The 18842-nt window shown below is 36.8% G+C and carries 18 protein-coding genes; all 18 read right to left on the bottom strand.

What is annotated here, in order from left to right; genetic code table 11:
• Nucleotides 1-149: 149 nt before the first annotated feature.
• The 18 genes from KI338_RS04155 to infB all read right to left on the bottom strand — a co-directional run bounded on the left by KI338_RS04155 (nucleotide 150) and on the right by infB (nucleotide 18839).
• On the bottom strand, nucleotides 150-2429 hold the full coding sequence (locus KI338_RS04155) for an FtsK/SpoIIIE family DNA translocase (RefSeq protein WP_212919695.1): 2280 nt from the start codon (nucleotides 2427-2429) through the stop codon (nucleotides 150-152).
• Nucleotides 2430-2548: 119 nt separating this feature from the next.
• Entirely contained in the window at nucleotides 2549-2755 is a 207-nt protein-coding gene (locus KI338_RS04150) for a YlzJ-like family protein (protein ID WP_212919694.1), read from the bottom strand.
• Complete coding sequence (locus KI338_RS04145; protein ID WP_212919693.1) at nucleotides 2752-3498, bottom strand: ClpP family protease; 747 nt, start codon at nucleotides 3496-3498, stop codon at nucleotides 2752-2754. The genes KI338_RS04150 and KI338_RS04145 overlap by 4 nt, the downstream gene beginning before the upstream one ends.
• A gap of 246 nt (nucleotides 3499-3744) precedes the next feature.
• A complete protein-coding gene (gene dapA, locus KI338_RS04140) occupies nucleotides 3745-4620 on the bottom strand; it encodes a 4-hydroxy-tetrahydrodipicolinate synthase (protein WP_212919692.1) in 876 nt (291 codons plus the stop codon).
• Nucleotides 4621-4626: 6 nt separating this feature from the next.
• On the bottom strand, nucleotides 4627-5880 hold the full coding sequence (gene dapG / locus KI338_RS04135) for an aspartate kinase (RefSeq protein WP_212919691.1): 1254 nt from the start codon (nucleotides 5878-5880) through the stop codon (nucleotides 4627-4629).
• Nucleotides 5881-5939: 59 nt separating this feature from the next.
• A complete protein-coding gene (gene asd, locus KI338_RS04130; RefSeq protein WP_212919690.1) occupies nucleotides 5940-6983 on the bottom strand; it encodes an aspartate-semialdehyde dehydrogenase in 1044 nt (347 codons plus the stop codon).
• A 74-nt stretch (nucleotides 6984-7057) separates the two neighbouring features.
• Nucleotides 7058-7648, bottom strand: coding sequence for a dipicolinate synthase subunit B (gene dpaB / locus KI338_RS04125; protein WP_212919689.1), 591 nt, complete (start codon nucleotides 7646-7648; stop codon nucleotides 7058-7060).
• Nucleotides 7649-7651: 3 nt separating this feature from the next.
• On the bottom strand, nucleotides 7652-8533 hold the full coding sequence (dpaA, locus tag KI338_RS04120; protein ID WP_212919688.1) for a dipicolinic acid synthetase subunit A: 882 nt from the start codon (nucleotides 8531-8533) through the stop codon (nucleotides 7652-7654).
• Between the two features lie 166 nt (nucleotides 8534-8699).
• Entirely contained in the window at nucleotides 8700-8933 is a 234-nt protein-coding gene (locus tag KI338_RS04115) for a YlmC/YmxH family sporulation protein (protein WP_212919687.1), read from the bottom strand.
• A gap of 74 nt (nucleotides 8934-9007) precedes the next feature.
• A complete protein-coding gene (locus KI338_RS04110; protein WP_212919686.1) occupies nucleotides 9008-10228 on the bottom strand; it encodes a M16 family metallopeptidase in 1221 nt (406 codons plus the stop codon).
• A 24-nt stretch (nucleotides 10229-10252) separates the two neighbouring features.
• Nucleotides 10253-11206 carry a polysaccharide deacetylase family protein gene (locus KI338_RS04105; RefSeq protein WP_212919685.1) on the bottom strand — a complete coding sequence of 318 codons (954 nt, stop codon included), beginning with the start codon at nucleotides 11204-11206 and terminating at the stop codon, nucleotides 10253-10255.
• Nucleotides 11207-11338: 132 nt separating this feature from the next.
• The gene (locus KI338_RS04100; RefSeq protein WP_212919684.1) at nucleotides 11339-13453 is read right to left on the bottom strand and encodes a polyribonucleotide nucleotidyltransferase; all 2115 of its coding nucleotides are present in this window, start codon (nucleotides 13451-13453) and stop codon (nucleotides 11339-11341) included.
• Nucleotides 13454-13582: 129 nt separating this feature from the next.
• The gene (rpsO, locus tag KI338_RS04095; protein WP_212919683.1) at nucleotides 13583-13852 is read right to left on the bottom strand and encodes a 30S ribosomal protein S15; all 270 of its coding nucleotides are present in this window, start codon (nucleotides 13850-13852) and stop codon (nucleotides 13583-13585) included.
• 143 nt (nucleotides 13853-13995) lie between these two features.
• Entirely contained in the window at nucleotides 13996-14937 is a 942-nt protein-coding gene (locus tag KI338_RS04090; protein WP_212919682.1) for a bifunctional riboflavin kinase/FAD synthetase, read from the bottom strand.
• Nucleotides 14938-14954: 17 nt separating this feature from the next.
• Complete coding sequence (gene truB / locus KI338_RS04085) at nucleotides 14955-15848, bottom strand: tRNA pseudouridine(55) synthase TruB (protein WP_212919681.1); 894 nt, start codon at nucleotides 15846-15848, stop codon at nucleotides 14955-14957.
• A gap of 75 nt (nucleotides 15849-15923) precedes the next feature.
• Nucleotides 15924-16268 (bottom strand): 30S ribosome-binding factor RbfA, encoded by a 345-nt coding sequence (rbfA, locus tag KI338_RS04080; RefSeq protein WP_280530719.1) that lies wholly within the window; start codon nucleotides 16266-16268, stop codon nucleotides 15924-15926.
• A gap of 37 nt (nucleotides 16269-16305) precedes the next feature.
• Complete coding sequence (locus KI338_RS04075) at nucleotides 16306-16584, bottom strand: DUF503 domain-containing protein (protein WP_212919679.1); 279 nt, start codon at nucleotides 16582-16584, stop codon at nucleotides 16306-16308.
• Nucleotides 16581-18839 carry a translation initiation factor IF-2 gene (gene infB, locus KI338_RS04070; protein WP_212919678.1) on the bottom strand — a complete coding sequence of 753 codons (2259 nt, stop codon included), beginning with the start codon at nucleotides 18837-18839 and terminating at the stop codon, nucleotides 16581-16583. Before infB ends, KI338_RS04075 begins: the two co-directional genes overlap by 4 nt.
• Between the last annotated feature and the right edge of the window lie 3 nt (nucleotides 18840-18842).

The following is an 18842-nucleotide window of genomic DNA, read 5'->3' as shown; positions in this document are numbered from 1 at the left end:
TTTTTTCTAACAAAATAGCCAACAAACTAATAGTTAAATAGACAAAGCATGGAAAAAAGTAGAGTTTTAACACTAGTTTACAAAAAAAAGCAGGGGAAACACTTATTCATTCCAATGTAACCCCGCCTTAAAATTACACAAATGGTGCATTATGACGATTTTTCTTCTGTTTGAGTTATTAAAACTGCTCGAGGTTTACTTCCTTCGTACGGTCCAACAATTCCTCTTAATTCCATTGCATCGATAAGTCTTGCTGCTCTTGTATAACCAATTCTAAATCTTCTTTGTAGCATCGAAACACTTGCACTTTGCATTTCCATTACAAGCTGAACTGCATCATCAAACAATTCATCATCTACCTCTTCAACAACTTCATTCGTATCCTCAGGTATCATTTCTTCTTGGTAGCTTGCTTTTTGTTGCTCAATACAATGATCAACCACCCTTTCAACTTCATCATCAGATAAGAATGCTCCTTGTACACGAGTAGGCTTCGAAGAACCAACTGGAAGAAATAACATGTCCCCTCTTCCTAACAATCTCTCTGCCCCACCGGAGTCTAAAATTGTACGTGAATCTGTTGATGAGGACACACTAAAGGCAATTCGCGATGGAATATTCGCTTTAATAACCCCAGTAATAACATCCACAGAAGGACGCTGTGTTGCAATAATTAAATGAATTCCAGCAGCTCTAGCCATTTGCGCCAGTCTTGTTATAGAATCCTCAACATCGCTTGAGGCAACCATCATTAAATCTGCCAATTCATCTACTATAACAACGATATAAGGTAAATTTGGATGTTCATTTTCGTTATTTGAAGAATGATTATATTTTCGAACATATTCATTATAGCCTTCAATGTTACGTGTTCCCGTTTCAGAGAATAGCTCATAGCGTCGCTCCATCTCAGCGACTACTTTTTTAAGTGCACGAGAAGCCTTCTTTGGATCTGTTACAACAGGTGCAAGTAAATGTGGAATACCGTTATATACATTTAATTCTACTTTTTTCGGATCAATCATCATCATTTTAACTTCATGGGGTTTTGCCCGCATTAATATGGTTGTGATAATCCCGTTGACACAAACACTTTTCCCACTTCCAGTAGCACCAGCAATTAACAGATGGGGCATTTTATTTAATTCTGCTAAAACTGCATCACCTGAGATATCTTTTCCTAAAGCGACAAGGAGTTTAGAAGATTGATTACTAGATGTACTATCTAATACTTCCCGTAGTGAAACCATGGCTATCTCCTGATTTGGAACCTCTATTCCAACAGCTGATTTTCCTGGAATAGGTGCCTCTATACGAATATCCTTGGCTGCAAGTGCTAGGGCTAGATCATCATGTAAATTAACTATTTTACTTACCTTAACGCCTGCCTCTGGATAAACCTCATATTTCGTGACTGCCGGACCAACATTTACCTTCGTAACACGTGCTTTCACACCAAAACTGTGAAAGGTTTTTTCTAGCTTGCGAACTACCGCTTGTATCTGTGCTTTATCATGCTGTTGAGCATTATTTATCGGCTCTGATAATAGATTTGGTGATGGTAGAATATATTCTGGGTTTTCGGCTTCTACCATCGGCATTGCCTGCTCTAAATCTATTTCATCATCTTCAGCTTCTTCTAACGCTTCTTCTGGAGTTGAAGGCTCTTCAATAGATGACATCCTTTGCTGCTGCTCGAAAGCATAGGTTACCGCCGGATAATCCTCTTCTTTATTTACTGTAAGTGGCTCTGGCTCAATCAATACCTCAACAGTATCAGTAGTAGCTCTCTTTGCTTTCTTCTTTTCCTGCCCAGCAATTTTTTTTCTTGTCTTTTTCCATAAAGACTTTACATCATTGATTAGTTTGATTGAGAAATCACCTAATGAAAATTCTGTTAAAAACATTACACCAATTAACACAGAAAATATAGCAACGATCTTTGCTCCTACAGATGAAAATAAATAGTAGCAGAACGCAAAAATCATAGCACCAATCATTCCTCCACCTGTTTGTCCAGTTGATGCTTGCCCTGCAACATAATCAAAAAAAGTATTCCAAGTCGCTTTCATAATAGAGGTGTCAGAAGCAACCTTAAGAATATTTTCATAGACCTGTATATGGGTATATAAAAGTATTCCAGCAATTACAATATAAAGTCCTATCATTTTTTTATGTAAGAAGTTCGGCGTACGCCTTTTTACTACTAGGAACAAACCAGTTGCTAATAGGAACAGGGAAGCAATAAAATACCAAATTCCCAAAAAGAATTTAAAAATATGCTCCAAGCCTCCTGGGATTGCTCCACCACTAATAGCACTAGCACCACTACCAAAGATTGCTAGAAAAATAAACAATAAACCAATAAGTTCCAATTTGACTTGTTTTTTTAATGCGCTTTTCTTCTTTTTTCTTCTTTTTTTAGCCATTTTCTCACCTCTTAAAACTTGCGCGGCAACTAGTAATAAACCCCTGCCTTTCATTTGGCAAGGGGTATAATGTTCCATCATATATAGTATATCATAGTGTTGTCCATATGACATTCTCATTATGGAATAATTGTTCCAGGAGTAAACTTTTCATTTAAATAATCCTGAGGATCTGTTGAGAGTAATTGCACTAATTGATACTCACCATTTGTGTTTTTTTCGACAAACACTGTTTTGCCTTCATAGTTGACACACTTTCGATTTGTATAAGCCGCTTCGTCAATTGGATAAATATCTGATTCTGACAATGGCGTATAATGGATCATTGAATGACCTCCTGTTGTTCGTTTCCTTTACCTTCGTTGATTAATTCATTTAACTTTGTCATCGCTTCTTTTACTCCCCCAACCTCATCAATCAATCCATATTCTACCGCATCTTCTCCAACTACATTTGTTCCAATATCTCTCGTTAAATTACCTTTTGCAAACATTAGGTCTTTAAACTTTTCTTCTTTAATATGGGAATGGTTGACTACAAAGTTAATTACCCGCTCTTGCATCTTATCTAAGTATTCAAATGTTTGTGGCACACTAATCACCAGACCTGTTAACCGTACAGGATGGATAGTCATAGTTGCAGTAGGAACTATAAACGAGTAATTCGTCGATACTGCTATCGGAACCCCAATGGAATGACCGCCACCAAGCACAATAGATACTGTTGGCTTCGAAAGTGATGCAATCATCTCTGATAGTGCAAGTCCAGCCTCTACATCACCACCAACCGTGTTTAATAATAGTATTACGCCTTCTATTTTAGGATTTTGTTCAATAGCAATTAATTGAGGTAGTATATGCTCATATTTAGTTGTTTTATTCTGTGGAGGTAATTGGATATGACCTTCAATTTGGCCAATAATAGATAACACATGTATGTTAGAGTCTGGTGCTTGTGGGATGTTTGTTTGCCCAAGTGCTTGAATTTTTTGAACGATTGACGATGGTGATTGTTGTTCCTCACCTTGTTCCTGTTCCTGTCCATCTTTCTTCTCGGTGTCTTTTTCCATTATTCGTACACTCCTTTTAAAAACTTACTGTCTACGGTTCAGAACTCCTATTACCACTAGGGAAGGAAGCCTTTGTATCCTTGTCCTCAAATAGGCTATAGCTATAGTATGGGCTAATAGAGCAAATACATTCTTTAGAAATTTGCCAACAACTAAGTTAAACCAATAGTGATAAGCTTATTTCCCACTTATTAATTAATTCGTTTGGAAAAAGAAAAAGCAGTCAAGTGACTGCTTCAGTTATTTTTATAGATGAAATTCAGTAATGATCTTCATTAATTTTAGCTCTTCCTCTTCTGTTAATGGAACAAGTGGTAGGCGTACCCCACCAGCACGAATTTCCTTCTGTATTAAAGCTGCTTTTACTGGAGTTGGTGATGGCTGAGCAAATAGGCTGTTCATTAACGGAAGTAATTTACGGTGAATGAAAGCAGCTCGCTTCGTGTCTCCTTTCTGGAATGCGTGGATCATTTCCTGCATTTCATTCCCAATAATATGGGAGGCAACAGAGATAATACCATTACCACCAATTGCTAGCATCGGTAAAGTTAACCCATCATCCCCACTATACACACGAAAGTCTTCACTAGTATTCTCTATAATTGTAGCTGCCAAATCTAGATCTCCACTTGCCTCTTTAACAGAAACTATATTATCAATTTTGCTTAACGCAATAATCGTTTCTGCAGACATTTTCACTACTGATCTCCCGGGAATGTTATAGAGCATTACTGGAAGTTTTGTTTCACTGGCAATGGTCTTAAAATGCTCATATAACCCCAATTGATTTGGTTTATTATAATATGGTGCTACAAGCATAACCGCATCGACACCACAATTTTCCGCTTCTTTCGTTAATTCAATAGAGCTTCTCGTACTATTCCCCCCTGTACCAGCGATAACTGGTACACGATTATCGACAATTTTAACTACATGAGAAAATAATTCAATCTTTTCCTTTGTTGTGAGTGTTGGTGATTCACCAGTTGTTCCAGCAACTACTAACCCTTCAGTTCCATTATTTAAAAGATAATTTACTAATTTTGTTGTTTCATAAAAATTGATCTCTCCATTAGCATCGAATGGAGTAACCATTGCTGTTAACAAGTTTCCAAAATCCATTTTTACTCACCTTTCTGTTAAAAAATCATGCAAAATTGTCGACTGATTACTTAAATCAAATTCTTCATGCAATGCATTCACCGCAGTAAACAAGTCTTTACTTGGAATCAACACCCATATTGTTGTATGACTATCAGCGGACTGTAGTATTTGTACTCCTTTACTAGTCAAAGCATGAACTATCCGCGAGGCAACTCCTGGTACCCCAGTCATTCCAGCTCCTACGACAGATACCTTCGTACAATCGTCTAATATGGATGGATTGAAACCCTTAGACTTTAAAATAGTAATTGCACGCTTGGCTTGTTGATTTGGAACCGTATAGATAACACCTGTAGGCGAAATATTGATAAAGTCAATGGATATCCCAGCATCTGCCATTGCTTTAAACACCTCAGATTGCAATCGATATGCTTCTTTTTCCTTTGTCTGTACCTTGATTTGGGTAATATTTGCTAAATGTGCTATTCCAGTTACTACACGGTCAGAAATATCGACCCCAACTTTTCCATTCCTAGTATTCGTAACTAAGGTTCCACCGTTTTCCTCATAAGTAGAACGCACTCTAATCGGTACCTTGGCATGCATAGCAATTTCTACTGCACGTGGATGGATGACCTTTGCTCCTTGATATGCTAAATTACAAATTTCTCTATACGACACAATATCCAATGCACGAGCATTTTTTACTACCCTTGGGTCTGCTGTCATAATTCCATTAACATCGGTAAATATTTCAATACTTTTCGCTGCTAGAGCTGCACCAAGGGCAGCTGCTGTTGTATCACTTCCGCCTCTACCAAGGGTAGTCAACTCCCCTTGTAAATTTTTCCCTTGGAAGCCGGCAACGACAACGACGTCATGTTTTTTTAACTCTGTTAGAATACGTGATGGTTCTACTTCTTTTATTTTAGCTTGATTAAAATCTGCATTCGTCTTAATACCCGCTTGTGCTCCAGTTAAAGCGATGGATGAGATACCACTCTTTCTTAGTTCATTGGATAGAACAACAGAAGCGATTATTTCTCCACAAACCATTAACATATCGAGCTCTCGATTAGTAATGGAATGCTCTGGATAATCAACTAATTCTAAAAGAGAATCGGTTGCATAGGGATCTGGACTCCTACCTAATGCAGATACGACTACTACCAGTTTAAAGTCATTATTTAGTGCGTTTTCTATATGACGAAGAACATGTTTTCTACTTTGATTACTTTGTACAGAAGTTCCACCAAATTTTTGAACTAATATCTGCACAATTTCACACACCTCTAACTAAATACAATTTTATCAACATACTGCCTGTTAAACAGTAATTAATTGGATAACAGTCCTTTTTCAATGAGCTTTTCAGCTATTTGAACAGTGTTCCACGCTGCTCCCTTAAGCAAGTTATCAGATACAATCCACAGATGAATGCCATTTTGCTGATCTAAATCTTTTCGTACCCGACCAACAAATACTTCCTTCTTACCAGATGCAGCAATTGGTGTAGGATAATTCTGAATGCTTGGGTTATCTTGTAAAATGATACCTTCTGCATTTTCTAAAACCTTCCATATATCCACTGTGGTTATTCCATCTTGCTCTACTTCAATATATACACTTTCTGCGTGAGAAGTGAAAAAAGGTAATCGAACACAGGTAGCTGCAACGGAAAGTTCTTCCGCATGCATGATTTTTTTTGTTTCGTTTATCATTTTCATCTCTTCTAATGTATAACCATTGTCTTGGAATAAATCAATTTGAGGCAATGCGTTAAAGGCTATTGGATAGTGATGCTTATCACCTTTAACTGGTAATATTTCAGCAGTTATTTCTTCATTATTTATAAATTGTTTAGCTTGTTTTCGTAATTCCTCTACTGCCTGATTTCCTGCTCCTGATACTGCTTGATATGTTGATACAATAACCCGCTTTAAGCCAAACGCATCTTTTATAGGCTTTAAAGCTGTCACCATTTGAATTGTAGAGCAATTTGGATTAGCTATGATACCTTGATGTAATTGTAAATCATCTTCATTTACTTCTGGTACAACAAGTGGTACTTTCTCATCCATTCGAAACGCACTCGTATTATCTACAACCACTGCACCACATCTTACTGCTTCAGGGGCAAAGCGTTTAGAAACCGTTCCCCCTGCAGAAAATAATGCTAGATCGATATCTTGAAAGCTATCATCAGTAGCCTCTTCTATCGTTATCATCTCTCCATTAAATTTTACCTTCGTTCCAGCTGATCGTTTTGAGGATAGAAGCTTTAATTGTTTAATTGGAAAATCTCTTTCTTCTAGTAACTTCACAATTTTTTCGCCTACAGCACCTGTTGCACCAACAACTGCTACATTATACTTCTCCATAGGATACTATCTCCTTCCTCTGATACAACTTTATAAATATTGGCAAAACTATTAGTTTTTTATTTTATCACACATTAATCCAAATGTGGTATTAATATTGGCTGTAGCTGTTTTCCCTCTAATGCTGAAATAATTGTCTCCGGTAATAAGTCCATATTAGCAACGAGTGAATTTGGCTTTTTATATGGATCATCCTGACCATACGGGACGAAATATATAAATTTACTTGCCATTAATCGCATTAAATTTATGCCATTTAATCCTAACGCATCATTTGTGGAAATACCTAACACAACTGGACTTTGATTCCTCATTGTAGCTTTTGCCGCCATTAACGGAGGCGAATCTGTTTGGGCATTTGCTAATTTACTTAAGGAATTACCTGTTAATGGAGCAATAACCATACAGTCTAGTGGGTAGGTCGGCCCAAGCGGCTCTGCCTCTGGCATAGTGGAAATTACTTTCTTTCCTGTTATGGATTCTATTCTGGCAATATGATCCTTTGCCTTTCCAAATTTCGTGTCAATATTCATTACTGTATACGTAACGACTGGGACGACCTCTGCACCAAGTTCCATTAATTTTTCCATCGGACCGAACACTTCACTATACGTACAATGTGAACCAGTCACCCCAAAACCAATCCGTTTACCTTGTAATTCCATTCCTTATAGCTCCTTTTCCTTTGTTAAAATTTGAATAATAACATCTGCCAAAATCTTTCCTGCTGTCTTTGGAGCAACAATACCTGGTAGACTACGTGCCAATATCGCTTCAATTCCTCTTTGTTTCGCAAATTCAAAATCCGTTCCACCCGGTTTTGATGCAAGATCGATAATGACTGCATTGGAGGGAAGATTTTGGATAGAGTCCTTTTTAATCACCATTGCAGGTATGGTGTTGATTAATAAATCACATTCACTCGTATATTCGGCTAGTTTTTCTAATTCAATTGGGGTAAGCCCCATTTCGGTAATTCGTGCCAAGTCCTTTGAACTCCTAGTGGCAACTGAAACATTGGCTCCTAGTGCAGCAAACTTATTCGCAACAGTATGACCGACTCTACCAAATCCAGTAACAATCACACGTGATGAATGAATCGTGTAATCGGTATTTTCAATAGCCATCATAATCGTTCCCTCTGCTGTAGGAATAGAATTATAGATTGCTACATCATCCCGATCAAATAATGGAACTAATGTTGTGTTTGTTTTATGGGTTATCATAGATAAATGCTCATTGGTTATCCCGGTAAAGACCACAGCAGATTCCTTTAACCTGGATAACCAATCTTCTGTGATTCGAATGTCTTGATCTGAGAATACAGTCTCAACGGATCCTTCCTCATCCATACCTGTAATTGGCAATATCACGACATCTAAGTCTTCCACATCTATTTCGTGGAAATCTGTCTGCTTTAAGCCTGTAAAGCCTTGCTCAAGTTTATCGTAACCGACTAATATTAATTCATTATTTTCAACTCGTTGTAGCTGTCTAATTAATTCTAAATATCTTGCATCTCCACCTATTACAGCAATTGTTAGTTTCATTACCTAGAACACCCTCCAACCTTTGATAAAAAAAGTAGTAACGAAAGAATTGTCTTATGGTATAGCATTTTCTTTATAGCTTATGTGTTTCTAGGCGGATAGTGAATATTAGTTTGAAAAAGGATGAAAAAAGGCTAGTATCTAGTTGATACTAACCTTTCATAAATTATTCAGCTTCGATCATAATCATATCCTCGCCAATCTTTTTAATGGAGCTCCAATGAATTTTTGCAACTGCACCTTCTTTTTTAAGTCCAAACCATTTGTAGTTCGGTAAAATAAATGAGCGTATTTGTCCTGTGTCCTCGTCTATTTCTAAGTCTGTTTGGCCAAGCATACCTAACCGCTTACCATGGGTTATATTGACGATTTCTTTGTTACTAATTTCATTATACCGCATACACAGCACTCCCTTGTTACTTATACTACATATATATGCAAGAAAAAAGAACCTATGTTAGTAAGGTTCTTTCATTAGTTCTTTAAAGGAGCTATTTGAGCAGTACAAGGTTCCTGATTAAATGTATGTTCAATTATTTGGTTAATGGATCTATGTGTCACATTATCAATTTCTTGAATCGTTTCATCTAATGATTTATGTTTCCTTAACAATAATTCATTTTTTCCATTTCGACTCATTCGACTATTCGTGCTTTCCAGGCTAAGCATGATACTACCCTTTAATTGTTCTTTACTATTTTTTAATTCTTTATCTGTAATTCCTTCTTTAATTAATCCTGTTACAGTATTCTCTATCGTCTCTTTTAATAGCGGGAGCTGTTCATTTCCTGTTCCAGCGTATATAGTTAATAAACCATTATCTTGAAATGATGAATGGTAGGAAAATACGGAATATGCAAGTCCTCTCTTTTCTCTTACCTCTTGGAAAAGTCTAGAACTCATACTTCCACCTAACACATTATTTAATATAATTAAACTATAAACGTCTTCTGCTCCAATTGGTAATCCATTATAGCCAATACAGAGATGAGCCTGTTCTGTTTCCTTATGACGCTCAATTTGATTAGCTAAAAAGCTCGGCTCTTTAATAGCTGATCGTTGAATTGTAGAACCATATGTACCGAAATAGCGATCAATACGGTCAATAAAATCGTCTTCCACGTTACCCGCAACTGAAATAACGACATTTTCAGGAAGATAATGTGTATGAATATAATCACGTAATTGATTGGGAGTAAAGGATTTTAAATGCTCTTCCGTCCCTAAAATTGGGTATCCTAATGGATGATTGCCATATGCAGCTCTAGCTAAAAGATCATGTACGATATCATCAGGTGTATCCTCATACATTTTTATTTCTTCAAGGACTACCTTCTTTTCCCGTTCCATTTCCTCTTCATCAAATGCAGAATTGAAGAACATATCTGCTAAAATTTCTAATGCATGATCCTTATGCGTATCCAATACTTTAGCATAGAAACAAGTATATTCTTTTGATGTGAAAGCATTCACTTGACCACCTATTGAATCAAAGGCTTCAGCTATATCAGCTGCTGTTCTATTCTTGGTACCTTTAAAAAACATATGCTCGATAAAATGAGAAATGCCATTATTCACTTCGGTTTCATTTCTTGAACCTGTTAAAACCCATATACCAATTGTTACGGATCGCACAGCTGGTATATTCTCTAATACTATTCGAACTCCATTTTTGCTAATATGTTTCTGAATCAACGTTTTTCCTCCTGTTACACCATATTATCTGCTTTCAGATAATAGCTTATCAATAGTTCCAATTTGATAACCTTTTTCTTTTATTTGGGCAATTAGACTAGGTAATCCTCTTGCAACGGAAGGGGTTGGGTGCATTAAAACCGTTGCTCCGGGATGAATTTTCTCCATTACGCGATTAAGCATAACATTTACGGTTGGATTCTTCCAATCAATTGTATCAACTGTCCATAAAATTGTTTCCATTTTCAGTTCATCTGCTACTCTTATAACCGTTTCAGAAAAACTGCCACTTGGCGGTGCGAACCACTTTGGTGTTTCTCCAGTTATTGCATAGAGTACATCATTGGTATCTTTTATTTGGTTATAAATCTGTTCCCTATTTAGCTTCGCCATGTCTGGATGATTATACGCATGATTACCAATAGTATGTCCTTGTTCTTGTATCATTTTCACATATTCCACATTTTGCTTTGCCCATGTACCCTCAATAAAAAAGGTTGCCTTAACCTTATGCTTCTTTAATGTATCCAATATGTCTGGAATATGCTCCGTCCCCCAAGAAACATTTATTAAAAAAGATACCATTTGTTTTTCTGGATGGCCCCTATAAATTGGCGCTGGTCCTAAATCTTCCAAAGAAACTTTAGGCGGAACTTTATCAAAGACAAGTAGTTCTTCATTAAACCCTTTATTTTTCTTCATTCTTTTATAAGACTCTTCCACATTTACTTTTTGACCATTCCTACCAGGAGTCTTTTTCCAAACACGATCAATATAAGCATCTTCTGGCTCATCTAGATAACCTGTGCTTTTTTCTTTAATTTCTCTATATAACGGATCTTCCTTCATATTCACCATGGTCATTTGTGAAAAAACCGCTTGATCATTTGTTTTAAATGGATTTATTTCAATGTTAAAGGAAATAGCAACGATAATAATAAAAACAATGATATGTATATAATTTCGATATTTATGCATCCTATCACTCCTTCCTTCCAAGTATATGAGAAAGGAGGACAAGATATGAAAATTCATTCGTAAACGTGAATGTAAAAGAAATAGTTAGCAAGAAAAGTAAAAAGAAACTGGATATCCAGCTTCTTGTTATTGTTATAGTGTTGATTTTTCTGCTTTTTCTTTTTGTTCAATTAATACAGCTTTTCGTGAAAGATTAACTCTTCCTTGATTATCGATATCTTTAACCTTAACCATAATTTGATCGCCAATTTTCACGACATCTTCCACTTTATTCGTACGCTCTTCCGCTAACTCGGAGATATGAACTAAGCCATCTTTACCTTTAAAGATTTCCACAAAGGCACCGAATTTTTCAATACGTTTAACCGTACCTAAATATACTTGTCCAACTTCAACCTCGCGAACGATATCTTCAATAATTTGTTTAGCCTTCTCATTCATTTCTGAATTTGTCGATGAAATAAAGACACTACCATCTTGTTCGATATCAATTTTAACCCCAGTTTCATCAATAATCTTATTGATTTGCTTACCACTTGGCCCAATTACATCACGAATTTTGTCTGGGTTAATCGTCATTGTCAAAATTTTTGGCGCATATTCTGAAAGTTCTTCTCTCGGTTTATTGATGGTTTCCATCATATGCTCAAGAATTTGCATTCTTCCTTTTTTAGCTTGTGTTAATGCCTCTTCAAGGATTTCACGAGAAAGTCCTTCGATTTTAATATCCATTTGAAGTGCTGTAACACCTTTGGATGTTCCGGCAACCTTAAAGTCCATATCACCTAGTGCATCTTCCATACCCTGTATATCCGTTAAGATAGTATAGTCATCACCAGACTTCACTAGTCCCATTGCGATACCTGCTACCGGAGCTTTGATTGGAACTCCAGCGTCCATCATTGCAAGCGTACTTGCACAGATACTAGCTTGTGATGTCGAACCATTTGACTCCAACACCTCTGATACAAGACGGATTGTATATGGAAAATCCTTCTCAGAAGGTACCACTTTTTCAAGTGCTCGTTCACCTAGTGCACCATGTCCAATTTCACGACGACCCGGCCCTCTCATAGGGCCTGTTTCACCAACACTATATTGTGGAAAATTGTAATGATGCATAAAGCGTTTGGATTCTTCTAAGTCTAAACCATCTAATATTTGTACATCGCCAAGAGCACCTAATGTACAAACACTTAATGCTTGCGTTTGTCCTCTTGTAAATAGACCTGAACCATGGGCTCTAGGTAGAATTCCAATACGTGAGGATAGTGGACGAATTTCATCAATCTTACGACCATCAGGACGAATCTTTTCCTTCGTAATAAGTCGACGAACTTCCTCTTTAACCATTTTATCTAGGATAGAGCTTACTTGTGAAATGACCTCTTTCTCTTCTTCCTCATAACCTGCTAAAATCTCTGCCTTTACGTCACTAATCGCTTCTTCTCTTGCATGCTTTTCTTGTACTTGGATGGCAGCAAGTAGCTTCTCGTGTGCTTCTGCTTCTACCTTAGCCTTTAAATCCTCATCCAGTTCAAATAATACAACCTCAGATTTCACAGGGTTTATAGCTTGGATTATCTCCTCTTGGAAGGCTACTAAGCGCTTAATTTCTTCATGACCAAACATGATTGCCTCTAACATGACTTCCTCAGGCACTTCATTCGCTCCTGCTTCAACCATATTAATAGCATCTTTTGTACCCGCAACCGTTAATTCAATATCACTATGTGCCTCTTCCTCTACTGTTGGATTAATGACAAATTTACCATCAACTCTTCCAACATGAACACCTGCAATCGGTTGTTCGAACGGTATATTAGAAATAGATAAGGCAATAGATGATCCAATCATCGCTGCAATTTCAGTAGAACAATCCTGATCGACACTCATTACGGTACTAATAACTTGGACCTCATTACGATATCCATCAGGGAAAAGTGGTCGAATTGGTCGATCGATTAGTCTAGATGCAAGTATTGCTTTTTCACTTGGTCTTCCTTCACGTTTTATAAATCCACCTGGGATTTTACCAACCGCATATAATCTCTCTTCATAGTTAACGGTTAATGGAAAAAAAGGTAAGTCTTTCGGTTCTTTAGAAGCTGTGGCAACTGCTAGTACGGATGAATCCCCGTAGTGTACCATGCAGGCACCACTTGCTTGCTTCGCTAATTCTCCGATTTCGACGGTAAAGGGTTTACCAGAAATCTCAGTGGAGAACACTTGTTTTTCATTAGACATGTTGTGTAGTACTCCTTTCATTAAAAACATTCTTTTTTCTATTTTATAGCTATCAAACAGGAAAGTAAATTCTATGTATGATAAGTTTTAAAAAACGAGAAAAAAGCAGGATTTCTCCTGCTTTTTACACTATCTACGTAATCCAAGTCTTTGAATTAACTCACGATAACGTGTAATGTCTTTATTACGTAAGTAGTTTAGTAAGTTACGACGCTTACCAACCATTTTTAAAAGACCACGACGTGAATGATGATCCTTCTTATGAACACGTAAATGCTCATTTAGTGTATTGATTTCTTCCGTAAGTACAGCAATTTGTACCTCTGGTGAACCAGTATCATTTTCATGAACCTTGTATTCGTTGATAATTTCGTTTTTACGTTCTTTTGTAATAGCCATTAATGGCCACCTCCTAAAATATTATATTATCCCCTGTCCCCTAGCAATCGTCGGAGTTACGATTTGCCAAGAGAAGGTTGTAACTTTTTTAGTTTACATCTTTTCCTTGGTAATATCAAGTTTTCCAACAAAAAATTTATAAATTATGATAGCTCAGCCAAAACCTTGCGAATTTCCTTTTCATCTTCTTGCATTCTTTCGATTAATGCCTCAACACTATCAAATTTTTCCTCATTACGAATGAATTTATACCATTCTACAACAACATCTTTACCATAAATATCTTGATTAAAATCAAAAATATAAACTTCAAGCGACAAATCTAACCGTCCCTCCGTAAAGGTAGGATTTGTTCCAAGGCTTGCCATTCCCCCATAAACCTGCCCATCAACATGAAAACAAACTGCATATATTCCTGGCTTCGGTAGATGAGCTTCTTCATTATAATTAATGTTTGCAGTAGGATAACCAAGCTCTCGTCCACGTTGATCGCCATGTATCACTTTACCACTTGTGCTCAGAGCCCTACCTAGTAAGACATTTGCTTGTTCTATATCTCCAGAATCAAGAAGGCTACGAATCTTGGTAGAACTTATTTTCTCATTATTAAGTGTAACCTTATCAACCATCGTGTACGAAAATACACCACGGGAATGCTCTCCAATGACCTCCATATTTCCTTGTCCTTTATGACCATAGGTGAAATCGAAGCCAGCAACAACATGCTTAATATTTAATCCAATAATGAAATGATCAATGAAGTCTTGAGGACTTTGAGATGATAATTCTTTATTAAATGTAATAATATATAAAATATCGACATTTAAGCTATCCAAAATTTCTTGTTTTTCATGAAGAGGGGTTATATATTTCACATCATGATTATTCTTAAGGACAACGGATGGATGAGGATAAAATGTTATAACCGCACTTGCCATAGCCTTCTGCTTTGCTTCGTTTACTGCATGTTTAATAACAGTTTGATGTCCTCGATGTAGACCATCAAAAAAACCTATTGCCGCTACTGTTTCAGGTACCTCTTCCCTTTTTAAGTTATGTGGGTATGTTAGATAAATTGTTTTCATTTTTCTCACCTACACTTCTAATCGCCAAAAACGCGAATTGGTTTGATTTGTTCTTCGTTTTCTGGGTGAATTTGATAGATAGCTATTAATTCATCTCCACACATTACTTTAACAGGAGATGTGCGAAAACTATTTTCTGGCTTTTTAAGTTTTTGTCCGTAAAGAACCTTCTTCTTTGTTTCTTCATCAACATGGTATGTATCTAAATGTTTAAGTCCTGCTGTGATTGGTAGCAGTAAACTCTCACCGTTTCCCTCTTTGCAAGCTGCTTCAATAGTTGAAAAATCAACTGTATCACGTCGGCTAATGTCTCCGGTCTCCTCACGAACTAAATAAGACATATGGGCAGGAAATCCCAGTGACTTGCCAATATCAACACATAAGGTTCGGACATAAGTGCCCTTTGAACAGGTCACCTTAAATCGAATGGTTGATTCCACCGCATCACTTGATAAAAATATCATTTCATGTATGGTAACTGTTCGCTTGGGGCGTTCAACAGTTTGATTAGCTCGAGCATACTCATATAGTTTTTTGCCTGCAACCTTTACAGCTGAATACATCGGTGGAACTTGAACAATTTCTCCCATAAATGATTGTAACACGTTTTCAATTTCCTGTTTAGTAGGAAAATGTTCAACAGTAGCCTCTTCCACAATGCCTCCGTACGCATCTTCTGTTTCCGTAGTAGAACCAAGCTTAACCTCGGCAATATAAACTTTCTTTGTATCGGTGAGAAATTGAACAATTTTTGTAGCTTTTCCAATACAAATTGGAAGAACTCCTTCAACCTCTGGATCAAGTGTTCCTGTATGTCCTACCTTTTTAGTTTTAAATAGCTTCCTTATTTTCAAGACACAATCATGAGATGTCATGCCCTTTGGTTTCCAAAGTGGTAAAATACCGTTCATTTATTAACACTCCAAACAGAAAAACTATTTCTGAATAAAAATCTGACTCCTCGGAGCCAGATTTTTATGAAAAGATTAGTGGTTATTTAAATCCTTGAGAATTGTCTCAATTCGATTACCATACTCAAGCGCTTCATCAAATTCAAAGCTAATTTCTGGAGTCTTACGTAATCGAATTCGACTACCTATTTCAGAACGGATATATCCCTTTGCTTTTGCAAGACCTAGTAATGTATCCTTTTTCTTGTCTTCATCACCAAGAACAGAAATATAAACGGTTGCTTGTTGTAAGTCGCCTGTCACCTCTACATCTGTAACAGTTACAAAACCAACGCGAGGATCTTTAATTTTTCTTGTAAGGATTTCTCCTAACTCTTTTTTCATTTGTTCTGCTACTCGATTTGCTCGTAAGTTACTCACAAAATCACCTCTCAACACGAACATACGTCAAAAAAACCTATAGGAATTCTATATTTGTGATTGTTCTGTCCAATTCAGAGTAAGTGTCAATTACTCGAAGTATTTCCTGCATTACCTTTTCACCATGGCTATATTCATTAGTTATGGTTACAATTCCAAGCTTCGTGCGTTGCCATAAATCATGAAAGTCTAATTCAGTTATACTGACATTAAAATCCTTCTGTATCCTTGCAATAAGGCGTTTAATTACGGAGCGCTTTTCTTTTAATGAATGACCATCGTATAGCATGCATTCTACTTCAAGAAGAACAATCATTGACGTTCTATTTCCTCCATGACGTATGCTTCAATAATGTCGCCTTCTTTAATATCATTATAATTCTTAATTGTAATTCCACATTCGTAGTTTTGGGCAACTTCCTTCACATCATCTTTAAAACGTTTTAATGTATCAATTTCACCCTCAAACAGTACGACTCCGTTACGAATTAATCTTGCACCAGCATCTCTTGTAATTTTACCGTCTGTTACATAGCTTCCGGCAATTGTTCCTACCTTTGAAACTTTGAAGGTTTCTCTAACCTCAGCTTGCCCAATAACTTTTTCTTCAAATTCAGGATCAAGCATTCCCTTCATAGCTGCTTCAATTTCTTCAATTGCCTTATAAATAACGCGGTGGAGACGAATATCAACATTCTCAGATTCAGCAGTGTTCTTAGCATTTGCATCTGGACGTACATTGAAACCAATTACAATCGCGTTAGATGCTGAAGCAAGTATGATGTCAGACTCTGTAATAGCTCCTACACCGGTGTGAATAATTTTTATTTTAACGCCTTCTACTTCAATCTTTTGTAAAGAAGAAGCTAGTGCCTCAACGGATCCTTGTACATCAGCCTTGATAATGACATTGATTTCTTTCATTTCACCTTGTTTAATTTGCTCAAATAAATCATCGAGACTGACTTTTGTATGCTCATGACGGTTTTCCTGGATAAATTTCTGGTTACGAGCTTCTCCAATTTGTCTTGCTTTTTTCTCATCGTCAAATACTAGGAATTGGTCACCTGCTTGAGGAACATCATTTAATCCAGTTATTTCAACTGGTGTTGATGGTCCGGCTTCCTTTACTCGCTGTCCAAGATCATTAACCATTGCTCTAACTCTTCCATAGGTATTACCAACAACAATCGGATCCCCAACGCGCAATGTTCCATTTTGGACTAGTAAGGTCGCAACAGAGCCACGCCCTTTATCCAGCTGAGCCTCAATTACAGTTCCTGTTGCATTTCGTTTAGGGTTCGCTTTTAATTCCTCAACTTCTGATACTAGAATAATCATTTCTAGTAAATCGTCAATGCCCTCACCCTTTAATGCAGATATAGGTACAAAGATAGTATCTCCGCCCCAATCCTCCGGTACTAATTCATATTCCGTTAATTCTTGCATGACACGGTCAGGGTTAGCAGTTTCCTTATCCATTTTATTAACGGCTATAATTATTGGTACCTCTGCAGCTTTAGCATGGTTTATTGCCTCAACCGTCTGTGGCATTACTCCATCGTCTGCAGCAACAACCAAGATAGCAATATCAGTTACTTGTGCACCACGTGAGCGCATGCTTGTAAACGCAGCATGCCCAGGTGTGTCCAAAAATGTAATCTTTTTACCATTGCGTGTCACTTGATATGCACCAATATGCTGTGTAATACCTCCAGCTTCTCCAGCGGTAACCTTTGTATTACGGATAGAATCTAGTGTAGTTGTCTTACCATGGTCAACATGCCCCATAATTGTTACAACTGCTGGACGTTCTACTAAATCCGCTTTGTCATCCTCTTCCATATACTTATCAAGATCAGTATCTTCTAAGATAATTTCTTTTTCTACTGCTACATCATATTCAGCGCATATTAATTCAATAGCATCATCATCTAAATCTTGGTTTTTGGTTGCCATTACACCTAAGAACATAAGCTTTTTAATAATCTCAGACGCTTCTTTATTCAACTTTTCTGCTAATTCACTTACGGTTAATGAACCATGATATTTGATTTCTTTTGGTGTCTCTTTCACTACTGGTTGCTGACCCTCTTTTTGTTTATTCTTTTTATTTTTTGGACCTTTATTTTGTTGATATTTATTTTGTTGTTGTTTATTTTGTTGTTGTTTATTTTGTTGTTGTTTATTGTTTTGTGGTTTGTTGTTCTGTTGTTGCTTATTGTTAGGCTTTGGCTTATTATTCGTTTGCTTCTTATTTTGATGTTCTTCGCGCTTTGTATTCAAACTCGAATTAGAATTAGAAGGCTTAGAATCTTTCTTTTTGCTATCACTATTAACCGGACGGTTCGTTTCAGGTAGCTTCTTTTCTGGACTAGCTTTGACAGATCCTTGAACGACCTGTTTATCTTGTTTTGGGTTAAATTTATGGTCAAGCTTATCAATCGTTTCGCCTTCAATTGTGGACATATGATTGGCAACCTCTATATTATTCTCTTTCAAAAAGTTAATAACATCCTTACTGGTAATATTTTGCTTCTTTGCATACTCATATACACGCATCTTACGCATATG

It is taken from the genome of Ornithinibacillus bavariensis (genome assembly GCF_018333235.1).
GTDB lineage: Bacteria > Bacillota > Bacilli > Bacillales > Amphibacillaceae > Ornithinibacillus > Ornithinibacillus bavariensis.
This window is presented reverse-complemented; position numbering and strand designations above follow the sequence as displayed.

Coding starts and splice junctions, on each gene's coding strand:
- KI338_RS04155 (WP_212919695.1), bottom strand. CDS start 2,429: ATGGCTAAAAAAAGAAGAAAAAAGAAGAAAAGCGCATTAAAAAAACAA.
- KI338_RS04150 (WP_212919694.1), bottom strand. CDS start 2,755: ATGATCCATTATACGCCATTGTCAGAATCAGATATTTATCCAATTGAC.
- KI338_RS04145 (WP_212919693.1), bottom strand. CDS start 3,498: ATGGAAAAAGACACCGAGAAGAAAGATGGACAGGAACAGGAACAAGGT.
- dapA (WP_212919692.1), bottom strand. CDS start 4,620: ATGGATTTTGGAAACTTGTTAACAGCAATGGTTACTCCATTCGATGCT.
- asd (WP_212919690.1), bottom strand. CDS start 6,983: ATGGAGAAGTATAATGTAGCAGTTGTTGGTGCAACAGGTGCTGTAGGC.
- dpaB (WP_212919689.1), bottom strand. CDS start 7,648: ATGGAATTACAAGGTAAACGGATTGGTTTTGGGGTGACTGGTTCACAT.
- dpaA (WP_212919688.1), bottom strand. CDS start 8,533: ATGAAACTAACAATTGCTGTAATAGGTGGAGATGCAAGATATTTAGAA.
- KI338_RS04115 (WP_212919687.1), bottom strand. CDS start 8,933: ATGCGGTATAATGAAATTAGTAACAAAGAAATCGTCAATATAACCCAT.
- KI338_RS04105 (WP_212919685.1), bottom strand. CDS start 11,206: ATGCATAAATATCGAAATTATATACATATCATTGTTTTTATTATTATC.
- KI338_RS04100 (WP_212919684.1), bottom strand. CDS start 13,453: ATGTCTAATGAAAAACAAGTGTTCTCCACTGAGATTTCTGGTAAACCC.
- rpsO (WP_212919683.1), bottom strand. CDS start 13,852: ATGGCTATTACAAAAGAACGTAAAAACGAAATTATCAACGAATACAAG.
- KI338_RS04090 (WP_212919682.1), bottom strand. CDS start 14,937: ATGAAAACAATTTATCTAACATACCCACATAACTTAAAAAGGGAAGAG.
- truB (WP_212919681.1), bottom strand. CDS start 15,848: ATGAACGGTATTTTACCACTTTGGAAACCAAAGGGCATGACATCTCAT.
- KI338_RS04075 (WP_212919679.1), bottom strand. CDS start 16,584: ATGATTGTTCTTCTTGAAGTAGAATGCATGCTATACGATGGTCATTCA.
- infB (WP_212919678.1), bottom strand. CDS start 18,839: ATGCGTAAGATGCGTGTATATGAGTATGCAAAGAAGCAAAATATTACC.